The sequence below is a fragment of the Phytopseudomonas straminea genome (assembly GCF_900112645.1).
Classification (GTDB): Bacteria; Pseudomonadota; Gammaproteobacteria; order Pseudomonadales; family Pseudomonadaceae; genus Aquipseudomonas; species Aquipseudomonas straminea.
The window spans coordinates 529,743-548,417 of the sequence record NZ_FOMO01000004.1 but is presented as its reverse complement, the minus strand read 5'-3'; the positions used below and the strand labels follow the sequence as shown (position 1 = coordinate 548,417).

Sequence of the window (18,675 nt, the reverse complement as noted above, 5' to 3'; positions counted from 1 at the left end):
ATTCGCAAGCTGACCAGCGGTTACCGTTTCGTCGACGCCGGGTCGGTTACCGCCCTGTGCCGCCAGCGCAAGTCGGCCGCCGAAATCGCCCTGATGCAACGCGCCAAGGACATGACCCTGGAAGTGCACAAGGCCGCGGCGAGCATCCTTCACGAAGGCATCACCACCACCGAAGTCGTCGAATTCATTCGTCAGGCACACCGCAAGGTCGGCGCGCCGGGTTCGATCTTCTGCATCGTGCTGTTTGGCCCGGCCAGCGCCTTCCCCCATGGCGTCAAACATGCGCAGACCCTGAAGGACGGCGACATGGTGCTGATCGACACCGGCTGCCAGGTGCACAGCTACCTGTCGGACATCACCCGTAGCTACGTCTTCGGCACGCCGAGCGAGCGCCAGCGCGAGTTCTGGAACAAGGAAAAGGCCGCCCAAGAGGCGGCCTTCGAAGCCGCCGTGATCGGTGCGCCCTGCGCCAGCGTCGACGCCGCCGCTCGCCGCAGCCTGGAGGCCGCGGGCCTGGGCCCGGCCTACAAACTGCCGGGCCTGCCGCACCGCACCGGTCACGGCATCGGCCTGGACATCCACGAAGGCCCGTACCTGGTCGGTGGCGACGATACGCCGCTTGCCGAAGGCATGTGCTTCAGCAACGAGCCGATGATCTGTGTGCCGGGCGAGTTCGGCATCCGTTTGGAGGATCACTTCTACATGACGGCCGAAGGCCCGCGCTGGTTTACCCAGCCCAGCCACTCGGTGGATGATCCATTCGGGTTGAATGCCTGAAGCGTCCCTGGAGCCGACTTTTTGGGCGCCATGAAAGGCAAAAGCGGACATCGGGCGATCTGGTAGGAGTGGCTTTAGCCGCGAGCTTTTTATCAAGGTAAACAAAGAGCTCGGGGCTGAAGCCCCTCCTACAAAGCCACGCATTCATCGGCCGCCCCCGCCTTTTGCAGGCAACGCGCTGAATTCAATCCGCAAGATCATGAACAGGCTCCTGGAAACGAAAACGCCCGGCCAATTGGCCGGGCGTTTTTCATTCACCGCGCTGGTTCAGTCGATGCTGACGCCGTAGAAGGGCGTCAGGCCGAACGGGCTGATGCGGAAGTCCTGCACCTCCTTGCGCATGGGCTGGAACACCCGGGAGTTGGCGATCGGGGTGATCGGTACCTGAGCCTTGAGGATCTGCTGGGCCTGCTGATACAGCTTGATGCGCTCGTCGTGGTTGCTGGTGGTCTTGGCCTGGGTGACCAGCTTGTCATAGGCGGGGTCGCACCACTTGGCATAGTTGCTGCCCTTGACCGCTGCGCAGCTGTAGAGAACACCCAGCCAGTTGTCCGGGTCGCCGTTGTCGCCGGTCCAGCCGTAGATCATCACGTCGTGTTCGCCGGCCTTGGCGCGCTTGATGTACTCGCCCCACTCGTAGCTGACGATATTGGCCTTGATGCCGATCTTGTCCCAGTCGGCCTGAATCATCTGGGCCGAGAGCCTGGCATTGGGGTTGGAGGCGCGCTGTACGGTCATGGCCCACAGGTTGATCTGGGTGCCGGGGACGATGCCGGCCTCCTTGAGCAGTTGCCGGGCCTTTTGCGGATCGTGCGGGGCGTCCTTGATCTTCGGGTCGAAGCCCCACTGGCCAGGCGGCAGGGCGTTCTCGGCCACTTGCCCGGCACTGCGGTAAACGGCCTTGATGATCGCCGGCTTGTCGATGGCCATGTCCAATGCCTGGCGCACCTTGAGCTGGTCGAGTGGCGGGTGCGTGACGTTATAGGCCAGGAAGCCCAGGTTGAAGCCCGGCTGGCTGAGTACCTTGAGGTTCGGGTCCTTCTCGGCCAGCTCGATATCTTCGGGCCGCGGGTAGCCGCTGACCTGGCATTCGCCGACCCTGAGCTTCTGCAGGCGCACGGCGGCGTCGGTGTTGATCGAGAAGATCAGGTTGTCGAGCTTCACGTCTTCGGGCTTCCAGTACTGCCGGTTGGCGGTATAGCGGATGCTGGAATCTTTCTGGTAGCGCTTGAACACGAACGGCCCGGTGCCGATCGGCTTCTGGTTGATCTCGCCAGCCTTGCCTTCCTTGAGCAGCTTGGCGGCGTACTCGGCCGACTGGATCGAGGCGAAGCTCATCGCCAGGTTCTGCACGAAAGCGGAATCGACATTGTTGAGGTTGAAGCGCACGGTGTAGTCGTCGAGCTTTTCCACGCTCTTGATCGTGGTGTTCAGGCCCATGTCGGTGAAGTAGGGCGACTCCGAAGGATAGGCCTTGCGAAATGGCTGCTCGGGGTCGAGCAGGCGGTTGAAGGTGAACAGCACGTCGTCGGCGTTGAAGTCCCGACTCGGCGTGAAATAGTCGGTGGTATGGAATTTCACACCCTTGCGCAGGTGGAAGGTGTAACTCAGCCCGTCATTGGCCACCTGCCACTCGGTGGCCAGCCCCGATTCGACCTCGGTGCCGCCACGCTTGAACTGGGTGAGGCGGTTGAACACGGTTTCCGCCGACGCATCGAAATCCGTGCCGCTGGTGTACTGGCTGGGGTCGAAGCCGGCCGGACTGGCCTCGGAGCAGTAAACCAGGGTGCTGGCGGCCTGGGCCATTGGCGCACAGGCCAACAGTGCGGTGGTCAGTAGCAAGGGTTTGAATAGGGTCTTGTCCATGAATGTCCTGTCGACAGGTGTGAATCGGTGTGTCGATGGAGCATGCCGCACTCTGGATTTTTTCTACAAGATCATCTGGTTTGCTGCTAATAACCCGTTTGCGATCCTTTTCCCATTGCCTATGCGATGCCGTACTGGATCGCGCTCACGGGCTCTGTCTGGTGCCGGCCAGTGCTTGCCGCTTTAGTGGTGGCGAGCCTGCTTATTTGCGCATAGTCGCGAACCCCGTGATGGGCTGGCTCAGCACCCGCTTTCGTTGGCGCGTGACGACACGCCGCTGGCCTGCGTGCCGGGTGAGTTCGGCGTCCGCCTGGAAGATCACTTCTATATGACGGTCGAAGGCCCGTGCTGGTTTACCCAGCCCAGCCACTCGGTGGATGATCCATTCGGGTTGAATGCCTGAAGCGTCCCTGGAGCCGATTTCTGGGCGATATGAAAGGCAAAAGCGGACATCGGGCGATCTGGTAGGAGTGGCTTTAGCCGCGAGCTTTTTATCAAGGCAAACAAAGAGCTCGGGGCTGAAGCCCCTCCTACAAAGCCACGCATTCATTGGCCGCTCTCACCTTTTGCAGGCAACGCGCTGAAGTCGATCTGCAAGATCACAGGCTCCCGGAAACGAAAACGCCCGGCCGATTGGCCGGGCGTTTTCATTCACGCTGCAGGGATTACTCGATACTCACACCGTAGAAGGAGTTCAGGCCGAACGGGCTGATCTTGAAGTCCTTCACCCGGGTGCTCATCGGCTGGTACACCGTGGAGTGGGCGATTGGCGTGTTCTGCACGTCGGCCTTGAGCAGCTGCTGGGCCTGCTTGTAGAGCGCGGTACGCTCGTCGCGGTCGTTGATCGCCTTGGCTTTCTTGATCAGCGCGTCGAACTCCTTGTTGCACAGGCGGCTGTAGTTGTTGCCGCCAATGGAGTCGCAGCCGTACAGCACGCCCAGCCAGTTGTCGGGGTCACCGTTGTCGCCGGTCCAGCCGATCAGCAGGGTGTCGTGCTCGCCGGCCTTGGCGCGTTTGTTGTACTCGCCCCACTCGTAGCTGACGATGCGTGCCTTGATGCCGACCTTGGCCCAGTCGGCCTGAAGCATCTCGGCCATCAGCTTGGCGTTGGGGTTGTACGGGCGCTGCACCGGCATGGCCCACAGGGTGATCTCGGTGCCTTCCTTCACGCCGGCGGCCTTGAGCAGCTCCTTGGCCTTTTCCGGGTTGTAGGGGGTGTCCTTGATGGTGTCGTCATAGGACCACTGGGTCGGCGGCATGCCGTTGACCGCCACCTGGCCGGCGCCCTGGTACACGGCATTGATGATCGCCGGCTTGTTGATCGCCATGTCCAGCGCCTGGCGCACTTCCAGCTTGTCCAGCGGCTTGTGCTCGGTGTTGTAGGCCAGGTAGCCGACGTTGAAACCAGCCTGATCAGGCATCTGCAGCTTGGGATCCTTCTTCAGGGTTTCCAGGTCGGCGGGGCGCGGGTAAACGCTGACGTGGCACTCGCCAGCACGCAGTTTCTGCATGCGCACCGACGGGTCGGTATTGATGGCGAAGATCAGGTTGTCGATCTTCACGTCATCCGGGTTCCAGTATTCCTTGTTGCCCTTGTAGCGGATCTGCGCGTCCTTCTGGTACCGGCTGAACACGAACGGGCCTGTGCCAATGGGCTTCTGGTTGATTTCCGATGCCTTGCCGGCCTTGAGCAGCTGGGCGGCGTATTCGGCGGAGTGGATCGAGGCGAAGCTCATGGCCATGTTCTGGATGAAGGCGGCGTCGACCGTGTTGAGGGTGAAGCGCACCGTGTGTTCGTCGACCTTTTCGAGCTTGGCGATGTTCTTGTCCATGCCCATGTCGGTGAAGTACGGGAACTCGGTGGGGTAGGCCTTACGGAACGGGTCGTCCTTGTTGAGCATGCGGTTGAAGGTAAACAGCACGTCGTCGGCGTTGAATTCGCGGCTCGGCTTGAAGTAGTCGGTGGTGTGGAATTTCACGCCTTTACGCAGGTGGAAGGTGTAGGTGAGGCCGTCATCGCTGATGTCCCACTTCTCCGCCAGGCCCGGCATCACCGAGGTGCCACCACGCTCGAACTGCGAGAGGCGGTTGAAGACGGTTTCCGCTGCGGCATCGAAATCGGTGCCGGTGGTGTAGAGCCCCGGGTCGAAGCCCGCGGGGCTGCCTTCGGAGCAGTACACCAGATTGCCGGCTGCCTGTGCGAAGGGGGCGCTGGCTATCAGGCCGGCGACGACAAAAGCCTGAATAAAGGCGTTCTTGTGCATGGTTACCTCATGTCTGTTGTGATTTTTCCTGAGGGGTCTGCTGCGTTGAAGCGTGGCGTGTCGGATGGTGACGAGCCTGCCTTGAGCCTAGACCTTGTTTCAGCCTATGCACGGGCTGTGCCGAAAAGCGCCGGGCAAAAAAAGAGGAGGTTGCGAGCACGCTCGCAACCTCCTCTTTTGTGACGCCGGCAGGCGGATTACAGCTGTACCTCGATCACGCCGTCGGCGTTCATGGTCACCTGGCTGGTACCGGCTTCGACCTCTGGCGTTGCGCTGTCGGAAAACGCCGAGGCCTTCATGGCCTCCATGCGCATCGGTGGACGTACGAAGCCGCCGCTGTTGAGGTTCAGGCTGACCAGCTTGTAGCTCTTGCCGCCCAGGGCTTCGGTGGTCAGCTGGGCGCGCTCCTTGAAGGCCGCGACGGCGTCCTTGATCAGCGCGTCTTCTTCCTTCTTGCGGGTGGCGTCGGCAATGCTGAAGCTCATGCCGCCCATCTTCAGGGTTTTCAGCATCTCGCCGGTGAGCTTGGAGAGGGCGGCGAAGTCGGCGCTTTCCAGGCGGATTTCGGCACGCTCGCGCCAGGCGCTGATTTCTTCACCTTTCTCGCTGTATACCGGGTAGCTGTTGCGGCTGCCCTGGGAAACTGTCACGCCCTTCACGCCGCGGGCCTGGGTCAGGCCTGCATTGAGGGTGCGGGTGATCTCGGCGGCCAGTGCCGCCGGGTCCTTTTGCTGGGCTTCGGTGTACAGGGTGACCTGCATCAGGTCGTGGGCCACTTCATGGCTGACCTGGGTGCTCAGGGAAATCTGGTTGTAGCGCGGCTCTTCGGCGTGCGCGGCGATGCTCAGCAGGCCGGCGGTGGTGAAGGCCAGTGCGGTGGCGAGGCGGGACAGTGGCAGCATGGCGATTCCTTTTCGGTTACGTGCGGCTGGCTGCCGCGTTCATCAAGGTAGACGAAGGACATCGGGTAACCGGGTCAAGGTTCGGCAAATTTTTTTGCAGGGCAGGTAGACAGCGCTTTTCAGACAGTAGACGGCGCAGCGGGGAACCACGCCCAGCCAGTGCCGGGCGTGGTGTGCGGTCAGGCGGGAGTGACGTGGGCGTCAGGCAGCGGGGTGGGCGCCGGCGCTCCGGTGTCATGCCGTTCGCGGGCGACGGTCCAGACCAGAATGGCAGCGACGATATCGAAGATCGCCAGTACCACGAACAGCGGGCTGTAGCCGATCTGGGTGACCAGCACGCCGAACACCAGGGTGAAGGCTGCAGCGCCCAGGTAGCCGCACATGCCGCCCAGGCCGGTAGCAGTGGCCACCTGATCTTTCTTGAAGGAGTCGGAGGTGATCGAGTAGAGCGCGCCGGACAGCGTCTGGTGCGCGAAACCGCCGATGCACAGCAACAGAATCGCCGTGTACGGGCTTTCCACCAGGCCGATGCAGGCCGGGCCGATCATGCAGCTGGCGCCGAACAGCAGCACCATCTTGCGCGAGGTGAACAGCGATACCTTGCAGTAGCGGTGGAAGAACGGGCTCAGGTAGCCGCCGAGCACGCAGCCGATGTCGGCGGCAAGGAAGGGCAGCCAGGCGAACATGGCGATTTCCTTGATGTTCATGTGCCGCTCGGTCATCAGGTACAGCGGAATCCAGGCGTTGAAGGTCTGCCAGGCCGGTTCGGACAGCACCCGCGCGGCGGCGATTGCATAGAAGTTGCGCACCTTGAAGATGCCTTTCCAGGCGCCTTTCTCACGCTTCTCGCTGTGCAGGTGGGCTTCCTGACCAGAAAGGATGTAGTCGCGCTCTTCGTCGCCCAGGCGCCTCTGGTCACGCGGGTGCTTGTAGAGCCAGGCCCACAGCAGCGTCCACACCAGGCCCGAGCCGCCGACGATCAGAAACGCCAGCTGCCAGCCGCTGTGCAGGATCGCCCAGACCACCAGGGGTGGCGCCAGCAGCGCGCCAAGGGAGGAGCCGATGTTGAACCAGCCGATGGCCACCGAGCGCTCCTTGGCCGGGAACCATTCGGTGGTGGCCTTTACGCCAGCCGGTAGGCCGGCTGCTTCGGTGATGCCGAGCAGACCGCGCATGAACGCCATGCTCTTCCAGTCGGTAGCCAGCGCGGCAGATGCGCAGGCGATGGACCAGCCAATGGCGAACACCGCGAAACCCAGTTTGGTGCCGATGAAGTCGATGACCCAGCCAGCAATGGGCTGCATGAGGGCGTAGCAGATCTGCCAGGCGGCGACGATCTTGGCGTATTGCTCGGTGCTGATGGCGAGGTCGGTCATCAGCGTAGGGGCGGCGACCGACAGGGTGTTGCGAGCGAGGTAGTTGATGACCAGGCCGGCAGTGACCAGGCTGACCATCCACCACCGGATACCTTTTATTCTCATTATTTCACCTGAATTATTCTTGGAGACTGGTGATTGTTCAGGGCTGCTTTCGTGAGCGATCTGAGACAATTTGTTACATATATACGCTCTCAAGAAATATGTTGTCATACAACATAAATATGTGAATATTGAGTTTTATTTTTATAACTAAAAAGGAGTTTGGCGCTGATTTTCGGGTTTTTAACCGTTTTGACGTGCGTTTTTGCTCGGTTTTGTCGCGCGGTATAGGCGGGAACCTGCCGCGAAAAACCGTGATTTAGCCCTGTCGTACGATGACGTGTGGCGTAGTGCTATTCCTGTCCCAGTGCAGTTGAGGGCAGCGAGCTGTACCTCATGACTTGCGCGTGCGCACGTGCATGACGATGCAATCGAGCCTGCCGCCTGGGCTGCTGCGGCGCGTTGCCGCATCAGCCGGCAGGTGGCCTTGGTTATACTCGCCGGGCTCGCCATGAGCCTTTAGGAGAGTTGATGCTGGCCCCTGTTCAGTTGTTGTCCGCCAGTCGCCAGAACCTCTGGCGGCTGACCCTGATTCGCCTCCTGGTGCTGGCCGCGCAAGCCGGTTCGGTTGGCCTGGCGTATAAATCCGATCTGTTGCCGCTGCCCTGGCTGCAGCTGAGCATCACCCTGGGCGCGTCCCTGGTGCTTTTCCTGCTGACGGCGCTGCGCTTGCGCGGGCCCTGGCCGGTTACCGAGGCCGAGTACGCCATTCACCTGGGCTTCGACCTGATCATCCACAGCGTGCTGCTGTATTACTCGGGCGGCTCCACCAACCCCTTCGTGTCCTATTACCTGGTGCCGCTGACCATCGCCGCCGCGACGCTGCCATGGCTGTTCACCATGATTCTCGGCGGCATGGCGCTGGCGTCCTACACGCTGCTGCTGGTCTGGTCGCACCCGCTGCAACTGCCCGTGGGGCCACGCGAGAGCCTGCTGGTGTACGGCATGTGGCTGAGCTTCGCCCTGGCGGCGGGGCTGATCACCTTCTTCGTCGCCAAGATGGCCGAGGAACTGCGCCAGCAGGAAAAACTGCGCGCCGAGCGCCGCGAGGAGGGCATGCGTGACCAGCAGTTGCTGGCCGTCGCCACCCAGGCTGCCGGCGCCGCCCACGAGCTGGGCACGCCGCTGGCAACCATGAGCGTGCTGATCAAGGAGCTGCGCCGCGAGCACCAGAATCCGCTGCTGCAGGAGGACCTGGCGCTGCTGCAGGAGCAGGTCAAGCTGTGCAAGGAAACCTTGCAGCACCTGGTGCGCGCCGCCGAGGCGGACCGTCGCCAGGCCGTGGTGGAAATGCCGGCGGTCAGCTGGCTGGAAACCACCCTAAACCGCTGGCACCTGATGCGCCCGGAAGCCAGCTACCGTTACGAGTGCCTGGGTGTGGGCAAGTCGCCGCAGCTGATGCCGCCGGCCGACCTCACTCAGGCGCTGCTCAACCTGCTCAACAACGCCGCCGATGCCTGCCCGGACAACCTGGAAATCAGCCTGGACTGGGATCACCAGTGGGTACGCCTGAGCATCCGTGACTACGGCGCCGGTGTACCCTTGGCTATCGCCGAGCAGTTGGGCCGGCCGTTCTTCACCACCAAGGGCAAAGGCAAGGGCTTCGGCCTCGGCCTGTTTCTCAGCCAGGCCAGCGTGACCCGCGCCGGCGGCACGGTGAAGCTGTATAACCATGAAGAAGGCGGCACGCTCACCGAGCTCAAGTTGCCGCGCGCCTACGCCCGGGTGTGAGCCTGGCGCAGGTTTGTCGATGCAGCGCACTGCCGAGCCGGCAGACCGCGAGCATGTATTGAGGAGTGAACCATGAGTGACGAAACGCTGCTGGAAAGCGAAGAACAGCCCCACCTGCTGCTGGTCGACGACGACCCCACCTTCACTCGCGTGATGGCGCGCGCCATGAGCAGCCGTGGGCTGCGCGTGTCCACCGCCGCTTCCGCCGAGGAAGGCCTGGCACTGGCCGCCCAGGACCTGCCCGATTACGCCGTGCTCGACCTGAAGATGGAAGGCGATTCCGGCCTGGTGCTGCTGCCCAAGCTGCTGGAGCTGGATGCCGAGATGCGCGTGGTGATCCTCACCGGCTATTCGAGCATCGCCACCGCCGTGGAAGCCATCAAGCGTGGCGCCTGCAACTACCTGTGCAAGCCTGCCGATGCCGATGACGTGCTTGCCGCACTGCTGACCCAGCACGCCGATCTCGACACCCTGGTGCCGGAAAACCCCATGTCGGTGGATCGCTTGCAGTGGGAGCACATCCAGCGCGTGCTGACCGAGCATGAGGGCAACATTTCGGCGACCGCCCGCGCCCTGGGTATGCACCGCCGTACCCTGCAGCGCAAACTGCAGAAGCGCCCGGTTCGCCGCTGAGGTCAGTCGCATTGCTTGCGAGCGGCGCGCCCTGACAAGCGCCCGCCCGGGGGGCTGAAGCCTTGCTATCATTAGCAGCCTATCGACGTGCCTGAGCGCAGGCGCGTCGGCGCTTTCCATGGCCTCTTCACCCTTCGGAACCTCCATGCTCGCTGTAGTCCAGCAGACACTGGCGATCACCGCCCCCGTCTTCGCCATGCTGTTTCTCGGCGTGCTGCTCAAGCGGTTGCGCTGGATCGACGACCCCTTCATCGATACCGCCTCGTCCCTGGTGTTTCGCGGCACCATGCCGACGCTGCTGTTCATCAGCATCGTCCAGGCGGACCTGAGCACCGCGCTGCAACCTGCGCTGATCGGCTACTTCGTATTCGCTACCGTGGCGAGCTTCGCCCTGGCCTGGTTGTGGTCGATCTGGCGTTGCCCGAAGGTAGACCGCGGCATCTATACCCAGGGTGCGTTTCGCGGCAATAACGGCATCGTTGGCCTGGCTCTGGCCACCAGCATGTTCGGCGACTATGGCCTGTCGGTAGGCGCGGTGCTCGGTGGTATCGTGATCCTCTGCTACAACGTGCTGTCGGCCATCGTGTTGAACATCTACGCGCCAGGCATGAAGGCCGACCCCTGGTCGCTGTGCAAGAGCATTTTCACCAACCCGCTGATCATCGGCGTGCTATCGGCCATTCCCGTCGCCTACTGGAAGGTGCCGCTGCCGCACTGGACCATGGTCTCCGCCGAGTACTTCGCGCAGATGACCCTGCCGCTCGCACTGATCTGCATCGGCGGCACGCTGTCCCTGGCCTCGCTGCGCGAGAGCAGCGCCATGGCGGTCAGCTCCAGCCTGATGAAGATGGTCTGGCTGCCATTTCTGGCGACCATCGGCGCCTGGGCTCTGGGCTTCCGCGGCGCCGACCTGGCGATCCTGTTCCTCTATCTGGGCAGCCCAACGGCAGCGTCGAGCTTCGTCATGGCCCGGGCGGTGAATGGTAACTACCAGCTGGCCGCAGCTATCATCGTGATCACTACGCTGGCCGCGGTGGTCACCACCAACGTCGGGTTGTTGCTGTTGCAGTGGGCGGGATGGGTTTGACGGCGATTGTTGTGAGCGGACGCGCGTTGATTGTGATTCAGTACCGATTCGCAAGTGCCACGATTGTCAGCCTCCGGGCAACTCGCTAGCATTCCTGCCCAGCGTGTAACCTGATGTGACGGCGCCGCCCAATGCGGCTGATGACGCCGCACGCAGCGATTTCTTTTCTCAGAGCCAACAGTGTGAGTGCGGGCGCCAGCGCTGCTGAGCCAGCACAAGGAGTGCAGTGCGGTGGTTCGTTTCCCTCTGCGATGCCGAGCCTTTCGGCGCGCACCGGTCGCCTCGCGGCTGGTGCTGCTGCTCTGCGCCCTGCTTGCCATGCCATTGAGCTGGGCCGAGCCTGGGCAGACCGCACCGTCCGTTTCCCTGCAAGGCCCCAGCGGCGGCTGGCGCTATTACGGCCTCAACGATGGCGATAGCGACGCCCGTGTGGCGTACCCGACGCCGCCCATCGACCGCGGCGCCCAGCGTGGGCGCAGCCTGATCGAAGGTACTCTCAAGAACATCGGTCAGCTGCGTGCGCCACATCGGCTAGTGGTCAACGGCAACCCGCTGCCGCTGTACACCGATGAGCAGGGCAGCTTTGCCCGGCCTTACGCCTTTGGTGCGGGCTCCAATAGCGTGGAGCTGGTGGCTGGCGAGGGCAAATCGCTCAAGCGCGTGCAGTTCTACGAGGCCAATAACCTGCGCACGCCGGCGCGAATCCGCATGGTGCTCGGTTGGGACGATCCCAAGGCCGAGCTCGACCTGCATGTGGTCACCCCGGATGGCCAGCACGCGTTCTGGAGCCACCCGGTACTCACCAATGGCGGCGGCCTGGATGTCGACAGCGTCGATGGTCCCGGCCCGGAAATGTTCACCATGACTGCGCCGCTGCAAGGTACCTACCTGATCTACGTGAACTACTGGGGTAACCTGGGCAGCGAGGGCTACAACTTCGAGGCCGGCAGCAACCAGAACGAGATCATCACCGCGCAGATCAACCTGATCTTCAACGAGAACACCGTCAACGAGAAGCGCGAGACCTTCGTGGTACCGCTGCGCGCCATTGGCGAGCTGCTTTTCGTGAAATCCTTCAATTACTGATATCCCGAGGCTCGGATGAACCGGAATACCACTGCCCACCTGCGCCACGTCGCTCTGCTGCTGACGGCCGGCCTGCTGGCTGCCTGCGGTCAGGACTCACGCGAACTCGGTGAGCGCAGCGCCTTGGGCCTGGACCTCAAACACCCCGATGCGCTGATCGAAAGCGCCTCGCTCAGCCGTCTGCCCAAGGACCTGCTGGCCGTGCCGCTGCTGCGCGACACCCTCACCGAGGACTTCGTGTTCTATTACGAGCACAACGCCGACCGCCTCGGGCTGGTCGGCAGCCTGCGGCGGATCATCTACGAGCGTGACCTGAAACTGCGCGACAACTTGCTCGACGAGTTGCTCGACCAGCCCGCCGACGTCGCCCTTTGGAAGGGCGCCGACGGCAAGCTCAAGCACTTCGTGATGGTCATGCAGCGCGGCGGCCTGGCCAAGGTACTCGAGCCCCTGGCCCATGTGGCGCTGGACGACACCCAGCTCAGCCAGGCCGGTGAGCTGCGCGTCGATGGCAGCAGCGTGCCGCTGTACCGCCTCAATTACCTGGGTGATCGCGCCCTGCTGTTTGCCAGCCATGGCGACAAACTGCTGGTGCTGTCATCGCCCGGCATGCTGTTCGGCGAGGACGACAAGCTCGGCCGCGACGCCACCGAATCCGTCGAGGCACTGCTCGATGGTGACAATCCCTTCGCCAAGCGCTTCGGCCTCAAGGCTCGCGAAACCGAGCAGCAGCGCATTTCCCTGAGCGGCGAGTACGTCGCACTCGGTTATCAGCGCTTCTTCCCGGCCTTTGCCGGGGTGCGTTTCGAGAAGGGCGAGGGCGGCTGGAGCAGCTTCCTGGCACTGAACGAAGTGGACGACCAGCCGGCCATGGACTTCACGGCGATCTGGAAAGCCATGCCCATGGGCGCCAGCGCTTGCGTGGCGGTGCCGGTGGCGCCGGGCAGCGCCGAAAAACTGCTGGCCAAGGTCGGCGCCAGCGAGCAGGCCAGCGAAGAGCTGCGCAAGCGCCTGGGCAACGTTGCCGGCCTGTGCTGGTACGCCGACTCGCGGCTGCACTCGCCGCTGCTGGTCGCCCATCTGGATGAAGTCGCCACGCCGGAGCTGGATCAGGCCATCGGCGGGCTGTTCGACGGCATGATCGGCGCCTTCGAGCCCAATGCCGAGAACGGTCGCTTTCCGGTGGAAAGCCAGGCCACGGCCGATGGCCACACCTGGCGCCGCGAGGTGGGCTCCAACTTCGGCCAGTACCCGGCGGAGCAGGGCGCCATCCCCGATGCGCTGGTCTCCCAGGGCTTTTTCCGGGTGAGCCTGGCGCGTCAAGGCCAGACCCTGCTGTTCTCCCTGGATGACCGGCTGGTTAACAAGGCGCTCGATACGCTGAACAAGCGTTTCCCGCCACTGGCCGAAGTGCTGCCAGCCGACGGCGTGGTGCCCGGATACCTGGCGCCCGAAGGCCTGTCGCGCCTGCTCGAACAGGAAACCCTGGACAGCCTGCCGGCCAACTACGAGCCGGTATTCCGCAACGCCGCCGACACCCACCTGCTGCCCAAGCTGCGCGCCCTCGGCGGTTATGGCCAGTTCGCGCTGACGCTGCCCAAAGACACCGAAGCCGATGACGATTGGAAGTGGATTCCGCTCGAATGGCGCGCGCTTTGATCACTGCCATGCCGGCCTGGCGCGTGCTGCTGGCTGCGGCGCTGTTCGCGTTTGGCCTGTGCGCGCGCGCCGAGCAGGCGCCCGGCCTCGATCCCGAGCAGTCGCAGATCTTTCGCGCCTGGTTCGTGCGTATCGCCCAAGAGCAGCTGCGCCAGGGCCCGAGCCCGCGCTGGTATCAGCAGGATTGCGTAGGTCTAGTGCGTTTCGCCGCCAACGAGGCGCTCAAGGTGCACGACGCCAAGTGGCTGCGCGCCAATGGCCTGTCCAATCGTTACCTGCCGCCCGAGCTGCAGCTGAGCGACGCGCAACGCACGCTGGCGCAGAACTGGGAGCAGGGCGGCGGCAAGCGCGGCCCCTACGTCAACGCGATCAAGATGATCCAGTTCAACAGCGCTCTGGTCGGTCGCGACCTGAACCAGGCGCGCCCCGGCGACCTGATGTTCTTCGACCAGGGCGACGACCAGCACCTGATGATCTGGATGGGCCGCGACATCGTTTACCACACCGGCACCACCACTCCCACGGATAACGGCATGCGTGCCGTCAGCCTGCAACAACTCATGACATGGAAGGACACCCGATGGATACCCGACGACGCCAACCCCAACTTTATCGGCATCTATCGGCTGAATTTCCTCGCGCGATGAACCGTCTGCTCGCCGTCGCGCTGCTGGCGCTCATGCCCCTGGCCGCTCACTCCGAAGACGAAGTGCCGGCCAGCGGCTACACGCCGCTGGCCGGCGAGTCGTTCTTCCTGCTCGCCGACTCGAGCTTCGCTGCCGATGAAGTGGCCACCGTGCGCCTCGAGGCGCCGGGCCGCGATTACCGCCGTTATCGGATGGAAGGCTACGGCGGCGTGGACATGCGCCTGTACCGCATCGACCAGCCGCTGGAGTTCCTCAAGCGCCAGAAGAACCTGCACCGCGTGGTCGCCGAGGGCCAGTTCAAGGGCGAGGGGCTGTCCAACACCCTGTCGTACCTGTGGGACAACTGGTACCGCAAATCCCGCCGGGTGATGCAGCGCGCCTTCTCCTACGAGTCGCGCAAGCAGGTCACCGAGGAGGCGCCGGAGCTGAAGATGGGCAACGCCATCGCCGCTCCCACCGAGTACACCCCGCAGGTGCAATTCGCGCCGATGAAGGGCCTGCCGCTGGTCGCCGAGTTCCGCTACCCGCTGTGGGAAGCCAAGCCTATCGAGCCGCCTGCCGGCGTCGACCTGTCCGGCTCGTCGAGCAACTTCGTCAGCGTCGCCTCGGGTAACGTCTACGTGCCGCTGGGCAAGCTCAAGCCGGGCCTGTATCTGGCCGAAGCGATCATCGGCAAGTACCGCGCCACCACCGTGGTGTTCGTCTCCAACACCGTGGCGGTCAGCAAGATCGCTGGCGGCGAGCTGCTGGTGTGGACGGCCGACAAGCACCAGGGCACCCCTGTAGCCGACGCCAAGCTGCTGTGGAGCGATGGCGTGGGCGTGATGACCAGCGGCAAGACCGACGCCCAGGGCCTGCTGCGCCTGGGCCACGCCAGCCCGGAGCGCTCCTACGTGATAGGCGAGGACGTCGACGGCGGCGTGTTCGTTTCCGAGAACTTCTATTACGACAGCGAAATCTATGACACCAAGCTGTACGCCTTCACCGACCGCCCGCTGTACCGCCCCGGCGACTGGGTGGAAGTGAAGATCGTCGGCCGCGAGTTCAAGAACGCCCGCGAATCCGTAGCGGCCGGCACCGCACCGATCAGCCTCAGCGTGCTCGATGCCAACGGCACCGTGCTGCAGACCCAGAAGCTCGATTTCGACAGCGCCCGTGGCGGCCAGGCTCGCTTCCAGCTGCCGGACAACGCCGTGGCGGGCGGCTACGAGCTGCGCTTCGCCTACCGCGACGGGCTGTACAGCAGCGCCTTCCGCGTCGCCGAGTACATCAAGCCGCACTTCGAGGTGTCACTGGATCTCGACAAGCCGGACTTTCGCACCGGCGAGCCGGTCAAGGGCGCCCTGGTACTGCTTTACCCGGACGGCAAGCCGGTGGCCAACGCCAAGGTGCAGCTGAGCCTGCGTGCCCAGCAGCTGTCGATGGTCGACAACGAACTGCAGTACCTCGGCCAGTTCCCGGTCGAGCTGGCCAGTAGCGAAGTCAGCACCGACAGCCAGGGCCGCGCGGCGCTCGACCTGCCGGCTGCCGACAAGCCGAGCCGCTACCTGCTCAGCGTGTTCGCCAGCGATGGCGCCGCCTACCGGGTCAAGACCAGCAAGGAAATCCTCATCGAGCGCGGCGCCGCCCGCTATCGCCTGAGCGCGCCGCAGCGTTTCAGTTCGGCCGGCCAGGCGGTGAACTTCACCTATCAGAGTGAAGGCGCCAGTGAACGTAAACCGGCCCGCTACGAGTGGGTGCGCCTGGAAGATCAGAGCACCGGCAACGGTGAGCTGGCGGCGGATGCCAAGGGCTTCGAGCTGAATTTCGAGCGCCCCGGTACCTACAGCATCACCCTCAAGGATGACAGTGGCCTGATCCTCGGCGCCACCGGCCATTCGGTCAGCGGCGAAGGCGTCAAATCGGTGGCCGGCACCATCGAGATCGTGCTCGACAAGGCCGAGTACCAGGCCGGCGACGAAGCCCTGGCGCTGATCACCTTTCCCGAGCCGGTCAGCGATGCGCTGCTGACCCTGGAGCGCGACAAGGTCGAAGCCACCGCGCTGCTCTCCAAGGGCGGCGACTGGCTCAAGCTCGAGCGTTTGTCCGACACCCAGTACCGCGCGCGGATTCCGGTCGGCAAGACCTTCTCGCCGAACATCACCTTCTCGGCGCTGTATACCCGCGGCGGCGATTACAGCTTCCAGAACGCCGGCATCAAGGTCGCCACGCCGCAGATCGACATCGCTATCAAGGCCGACAAGGAGGTGGTGCAACCGGGCGAGCTGGTCACCGTCGAGCTGAGCACCCTGTTCGAAGGCAAGCCGGTGCCGACGCGCCTGACGGTCAGCGTGGTGGACGAGATGATCTACGCCCTGCAACCGGAAATCGCCCCGGGCATCGACCAGTTCTTCTATCACCCGCGCCGCAACAACGTGCGCACCAGCGCCAGCCTGTCGTTCATCAGCTACGACCTGGCCCTGCCGGGCATTCCCAGTGCACCGGGCCGCGCCAACCGCAGCGAGCGTGGTGTCAAGGTGCTGGAGCGCCCGCGCCGCGAAGAAGTCGACACCGCTGCCTGGCAGCCGGATCTGGTCACCGATGCCAACGGCAAGGCGAGCTTCAGCTTCCGCATGCCGGACTCGCTGACCCGCTGGCGCATCACCGCCCGAGCAGTCAGCGCTGACGGCGATGTCGGTCAGAAGCGCCAGTTCGTGCGCTCGGAAAAGCCGCTGTACCTGAAGTGGAGCGGCCCGAGCCGCTTCCGCGTCGGTGACAAACCGGCGTTGGGCCTGTTCGCCTTCAACCAGGGCGAGGCGGGCGCCAAGGCCGAGCTGCTGATTCGTCATGGCGAGCAGGAGCAGCGCCGCGAGGTGATGTTGGCCAAGGGCATCAACTACCTGCCGGTCGAAGAGGCAGTGATCGCCGCTGGCGATTTCAGCGCCGAGCTGCGCCAGGCCGACAAGATCGCCGACGCGCTGGCCGTCAAGCTGAGCACCGTGGCGCCCGGCTGGCAGCAGGTGCGCAGCGAGCACCTGTCGGTGTTCCCGGGCAGCACGCCGCTGCAATTGCCGGCCGATGCCAGCCAGGTGCAACTGCGCGTGGCCGACAGCGGCGCGGGCCTGTTCAACGCCGCGCTGGACGACCTGCTCGACTACCCCTATGGCGGTGTCGAGCAGACCGCCAGCCGCCTGCTGCCACTGAGCCTGGCCTACCCGGCGCTGGCCGCCGGCGAGCCGCGCATCAAGGATCGCCTGCGCCTGATCATGCAGAACAGCCGCCTGCGCCTGGTGCAGATGGCTGGTCCCGAAGCGACCTTCACCTGGTGGGGCGGCGATGCCGATGGCGACGCCTTCCTGACCACCTACGCCTATTATGCCGACTGGCACGCCAGCCGCGCCCTGGCCATTCAGTTGCCGCCCGAGCACTGGCAGCGCGTGCTGGAACTCTATGCCAAGCGCGCTCCAGAAACGCCACTGCTGCAGCGTGCGCTGATCCTGGCGTTCGCCCGCGACATGGGCCTGCCGGTGAAAACCCTGCTCGAAGGCCTGGTGTATGACCTGGCCGCCGCGGGTGAGGGCGAGGAAGTGGTGCTTGGCGAAGGCGACAGCCTGGTGATGGCGGCGCCGGATTCGGCCCTGGGCCAGGCGATTGCCCGCGAGCTGGGCAATCGCCTGGCGCAGCAGAACAACGTGCCGGTCGCCGAGGCCCTGCAAGTACAACTCGATGGTGCCCGTCGTCGCCTGGCCGAGAGCCAGTCGCCGTTCGTCGCGGCCGTCGCCTTGTACCTCGATGGCCCGGATCGTCAGCGCGCCCAGCGCCTGCTCGGCGAGCTGGCACCGGCCCAGGCCGGCCTGGAACGCGCCCTGGCGCTGACCTGGCTGCAACCTTCGCTGGACCTGCGCAGTGCCCAGCCGACGCTAGCGCTGGAGGGCGACTGGCAGGCCGTGGAAGGCACCAGCGGCGACAACTACTGGCAGTGGACGGGCGTGCAACCGCCCCAGGCCCTGCAGGTGGCCGGCGATCTGGATCAGCCGAACGACGTACGCCTCGACTACCAGAGCGCCCAGGCTGCGCCGAGCAATGTGCCGGTCACCGTCAAGCGTCGTCTGCTGCGGCTGGTACCGGGCGAAAAGGCCTTCGAGTTCCGTGCCGAAGAAGTCGGCAAGGACGAGATATCCAGCGCCGACCTGTACCTGGACGAAGTGACCCTCAGCAGCGAAGGCGAACAGATCCTGCGCTACGGCATGCTGGAAGTGCCGCTGCCGCCGGGCGCCGATGTGGAGCGCACCACCTGGGGCATCCAGGTCAGCGGCCTGGGTGGCGATGAAGCCGCGGCGCTGGAAAAGGCCCGCAACGAGCCGGGCGAACTCAGCTATGCGGTGCCGGTGGACGCCCTGCAAGGCGAACTGGTGCTGCGTCACCTGGTGCGCTTCTCGCAGAAGGGCGAGTTCGTGTTGCCGCCGGCTCGCTACGTGCGCCTCTACGCGCCGGGCCAGCAGGCACTCGAGAGCGAGCCCGCATTGCAGAAGGTAACCGTTGAGTAAGTACGGCCTGCTCGTTTCG

At 64.2% G+C, this 18,675-nt stretch carries 12 protein-coding genes and 1 pseudogene; 9 read left to right on the top strand and 4 right to left on the bottom strand.

What is annotated here, in order from left to right; genetic code table 11:
• Positions 1-777 (top strand): M24 family metallopeptidase (locus BM279_RS13060; RefSeq protein WP_244154160.1); only part of this gene is annotated, 777 nt, incomplete at its 5' end.
• Positions 778-1,044: 267 nt separating this feature from the next.
• Here BM279_RS13060 and BM279_RS13055 read toward each other — a convergent pair.
• Positions 1,045-2,643 carry an ABC transporter substrate-binding protein gene (locus BM279_RS13055; protein WP_093504246.1) on the bottom strand — a complete coding sequence of 533 codons (1,599 nt, stop codon included), beginning with the start codon at positions 2,641-2,643 and terminating at the stop codon, positions 1,045-1,047.
• Positions 2,644-2,917: 274 nt separating this feature from the next.
• Between BM279_RS13055 and BM279_RS23170 the strand changes: the two are divergent.
• A pseudogene (locus BM279_RS23170) lies at positions 2,918-3,046 on the top strand (aminopeptidase P family protein); the annotation flags it as partial.
• A 262-nt stretch (positions 3,047-3,308) separates the two neighbouring features.
• Here the strand turns inward: BM279_RS23170 and BM279_RS13050 are convergent.
• The 3 genes from BM279_RS13050 to BM279_RS13040 form a co-directional block, all read right to left on the bottom strand.
• Entirely contained in the window at positions 3,309-4,907 is a 1,599-nt protein-coding gene (locus BM279_RS13050) for an ABC transporter substrate-binding protein (RefSeq protein WP_093504244.1), read from the bottom strand.
• Between the two features lie 197 nt (positions 4,908-5,104).
• Positions 5,105-5,809 carry an SIMPL domain-containing protein gene (locus tag BM279_RS13045; RefSeq protein ID WP_093504242.1) on the bottom strand — a complete coding sequence of 235 codons (705 nt, stop codon included), beginning with the start codon at positions 5,807-5,809 and terminating at the stop codon, positions 5,105-5,107.
• Between the two features lie 179 nt (positions 5,810-5,988).
• Positions 5,989-7,290 (bottom strand): MFS transporter, encoded by a 1,302-nt coding sequence (locus BM279_RS13040; RefSeq protein WP_093504240.1) that lies wholly within the window; start codon positions 7,288-7,290, stop codon positions 5,989-5,991.
• A gap of 468 nt (positions 7,291-7,758) precedes the next feature.
• On the opposite strand from BM279_RS13040, the gene BM279_RS13035 reads away from it, so the two are divergent.
• The 7 genes from BM279_RS13035 (at position 7,759) to BM279_RS13005 (ending at position 18,656) form a co-directional block, all read left to right on the top strand.
• Positions 7,759-9,018, top strand: coding sequence for an ATP-binding protein (locus BM279_RS13035; RefSeq protein WP_093504238.1), 1,260 nt, complete (start codon positions 7,759-7,761; stop codon positions 9,016-9,018).
• 72 nt (positions 9,019-9,090) lie between these two features.
• Positions 9,091-9,651: a response regulator transcription factor gene (locus tag BM279_RS13030; protein WP_093504236.1), complete on the top strand. Its 561-nt coding sequence runs from the start codon at positions 9,091-9,093 to the stop codon at positions 9,649-9,651.
• Positions 9,652-9,796: 145 nt separating this feature from the next.
• Positions 9,797-10,738: an AEC family transporter gene (locus BM279_RS13025; RefSeq protein ID WP_093504235.1), complete on the top strand. Its 942-nt coding sequence runs from the start codon at positions 9,797-9,799 to the stop codon at positions 10,736-10,738.
• 318 nt (positions 10,739-11,056) lie between these two features.
• Entirely contained in the window at positions 11,057-11,824 is a 768-nt protein-coding gene (locus BM279_RS13020) for a YfaP family protein (protein WP_093504297.1), read from the top strand.
• Positions 11,825-11,839: 15 nt separating this feature from the next.
• Positions 11,840-13,483, top strand: a complete 1,644-nt coding sequence (locus BM279_RS13015) for a DUF2138 domain-containing protein (protein WP_093504234.1) — start codon at positions 11,840-11,842, stop codon at positions 13,481-13,483.
• An 8-nt stretch (positions 13,484-13,491) separates the two neighbouring features.
• Positions 13,492-14,130, top strand: coding sequence for a DUF1175 domain-containing protein (locus BM279_RS13010; protein WP_093504295.1), 639 nt, complete (start codon positions 13,492-13,494; stop codon positions 14,128-14,130).
• Positions 14,127-18,656, top strand: coding sequence for an alpha-2-macroglobulin family protein (locus tag BM279_RS13005; RefSeq protein WP_093504233.1), 4,530 nt, complete (start codon positions 14,127-14,129; stop codon positions 18,654-18,656). The genes BM279_RS13010 and BM279_RS13005 overlap by 4 nt, the downstream gene beginning before the upstream one ends.
• Positions 18,657-18,675: the final 19 nt, after the last annotated feature.

Bases quoted from the DNA above. Each gene is read 5' to 3' on its own strand.
- BM279_RS13015 (WP_093504234.1), top strand. From the start codon at position 11,840: ATGAACCGGAATACCACTGCCCACCTGCGCCACGTCGCTCTGCTGCTG.
- BM279_RS13035 (WP_093504238.1), top strand. From the start codon at position 7,759: ATGCTGGCCCCTGTTCAGTTGTTGTCCGCCAGTCGCCAGAACCTCTGG.
- BM279_RS13040 (WP_093504240.1), bottom strand. From the start codon at position 7,290: ATGAGAATAAAAGGTATCCGGTGGTGGATGGTCAGCCTGGTCACTGCC.
- BM279_RS13020 (WP_093504297.1), top strand. From the start codon at position 11,057: ATGCCATTGAGCTGGGCCGAGCCTGGGCAGACCGCACCGTCCGTTTCC.
- BM279_RS13045 (WP_093504242.1), bottom strand. From the start codon at position 5,809: ATGCTGCCACTGTCCCGCCTCGCCACCGCACTGGCCTTCACCACCGCC.
- BM279_RS13025 (WP_093504235.1), top strand. From the start codon at position 9,797: ATGCTCGCTGTAGTCCAGCAGACACTGGCGATCACCGCCCCCGTCTTC.
- BM279_RS13005 (WP_093504233.1), top strand. From the start codon at position 14,127: ATGAACCGTCTGCTCGCCGTCGCGCTGCTGGCGCTCATGCCCCTGGCC.
- BM279_RS13050 (WP_093504244.1), bottom strand. From the start codon at position 4,907: ATGCACAAGAACGCCTTTATTCAGGCTTTTGTCGTCGCCGGCCTGATA.
- BM279_RS13010 (WP_093504295.1), top strand. From the start codon at position 13,492: ATGCCGGCCTGGCGCGTGCTGCTGGCTGCGGCGCTGTTCGCGTTTGGC.
- BM279_RS13030 (WP_093504236.1), top strand. From the start codon at position 9,091: ATGAGTGACGAAACGCTGCTGGAAAGCGAAGAACAGCCCCACCTGCTG.
- BM279_RS13055 (WP_093504246.1), bottom strand. From the start codon at position 2,643: ATGGACAAGACCCTATTCAAACCCTTGCTACTGACCACCGCACTGTTG.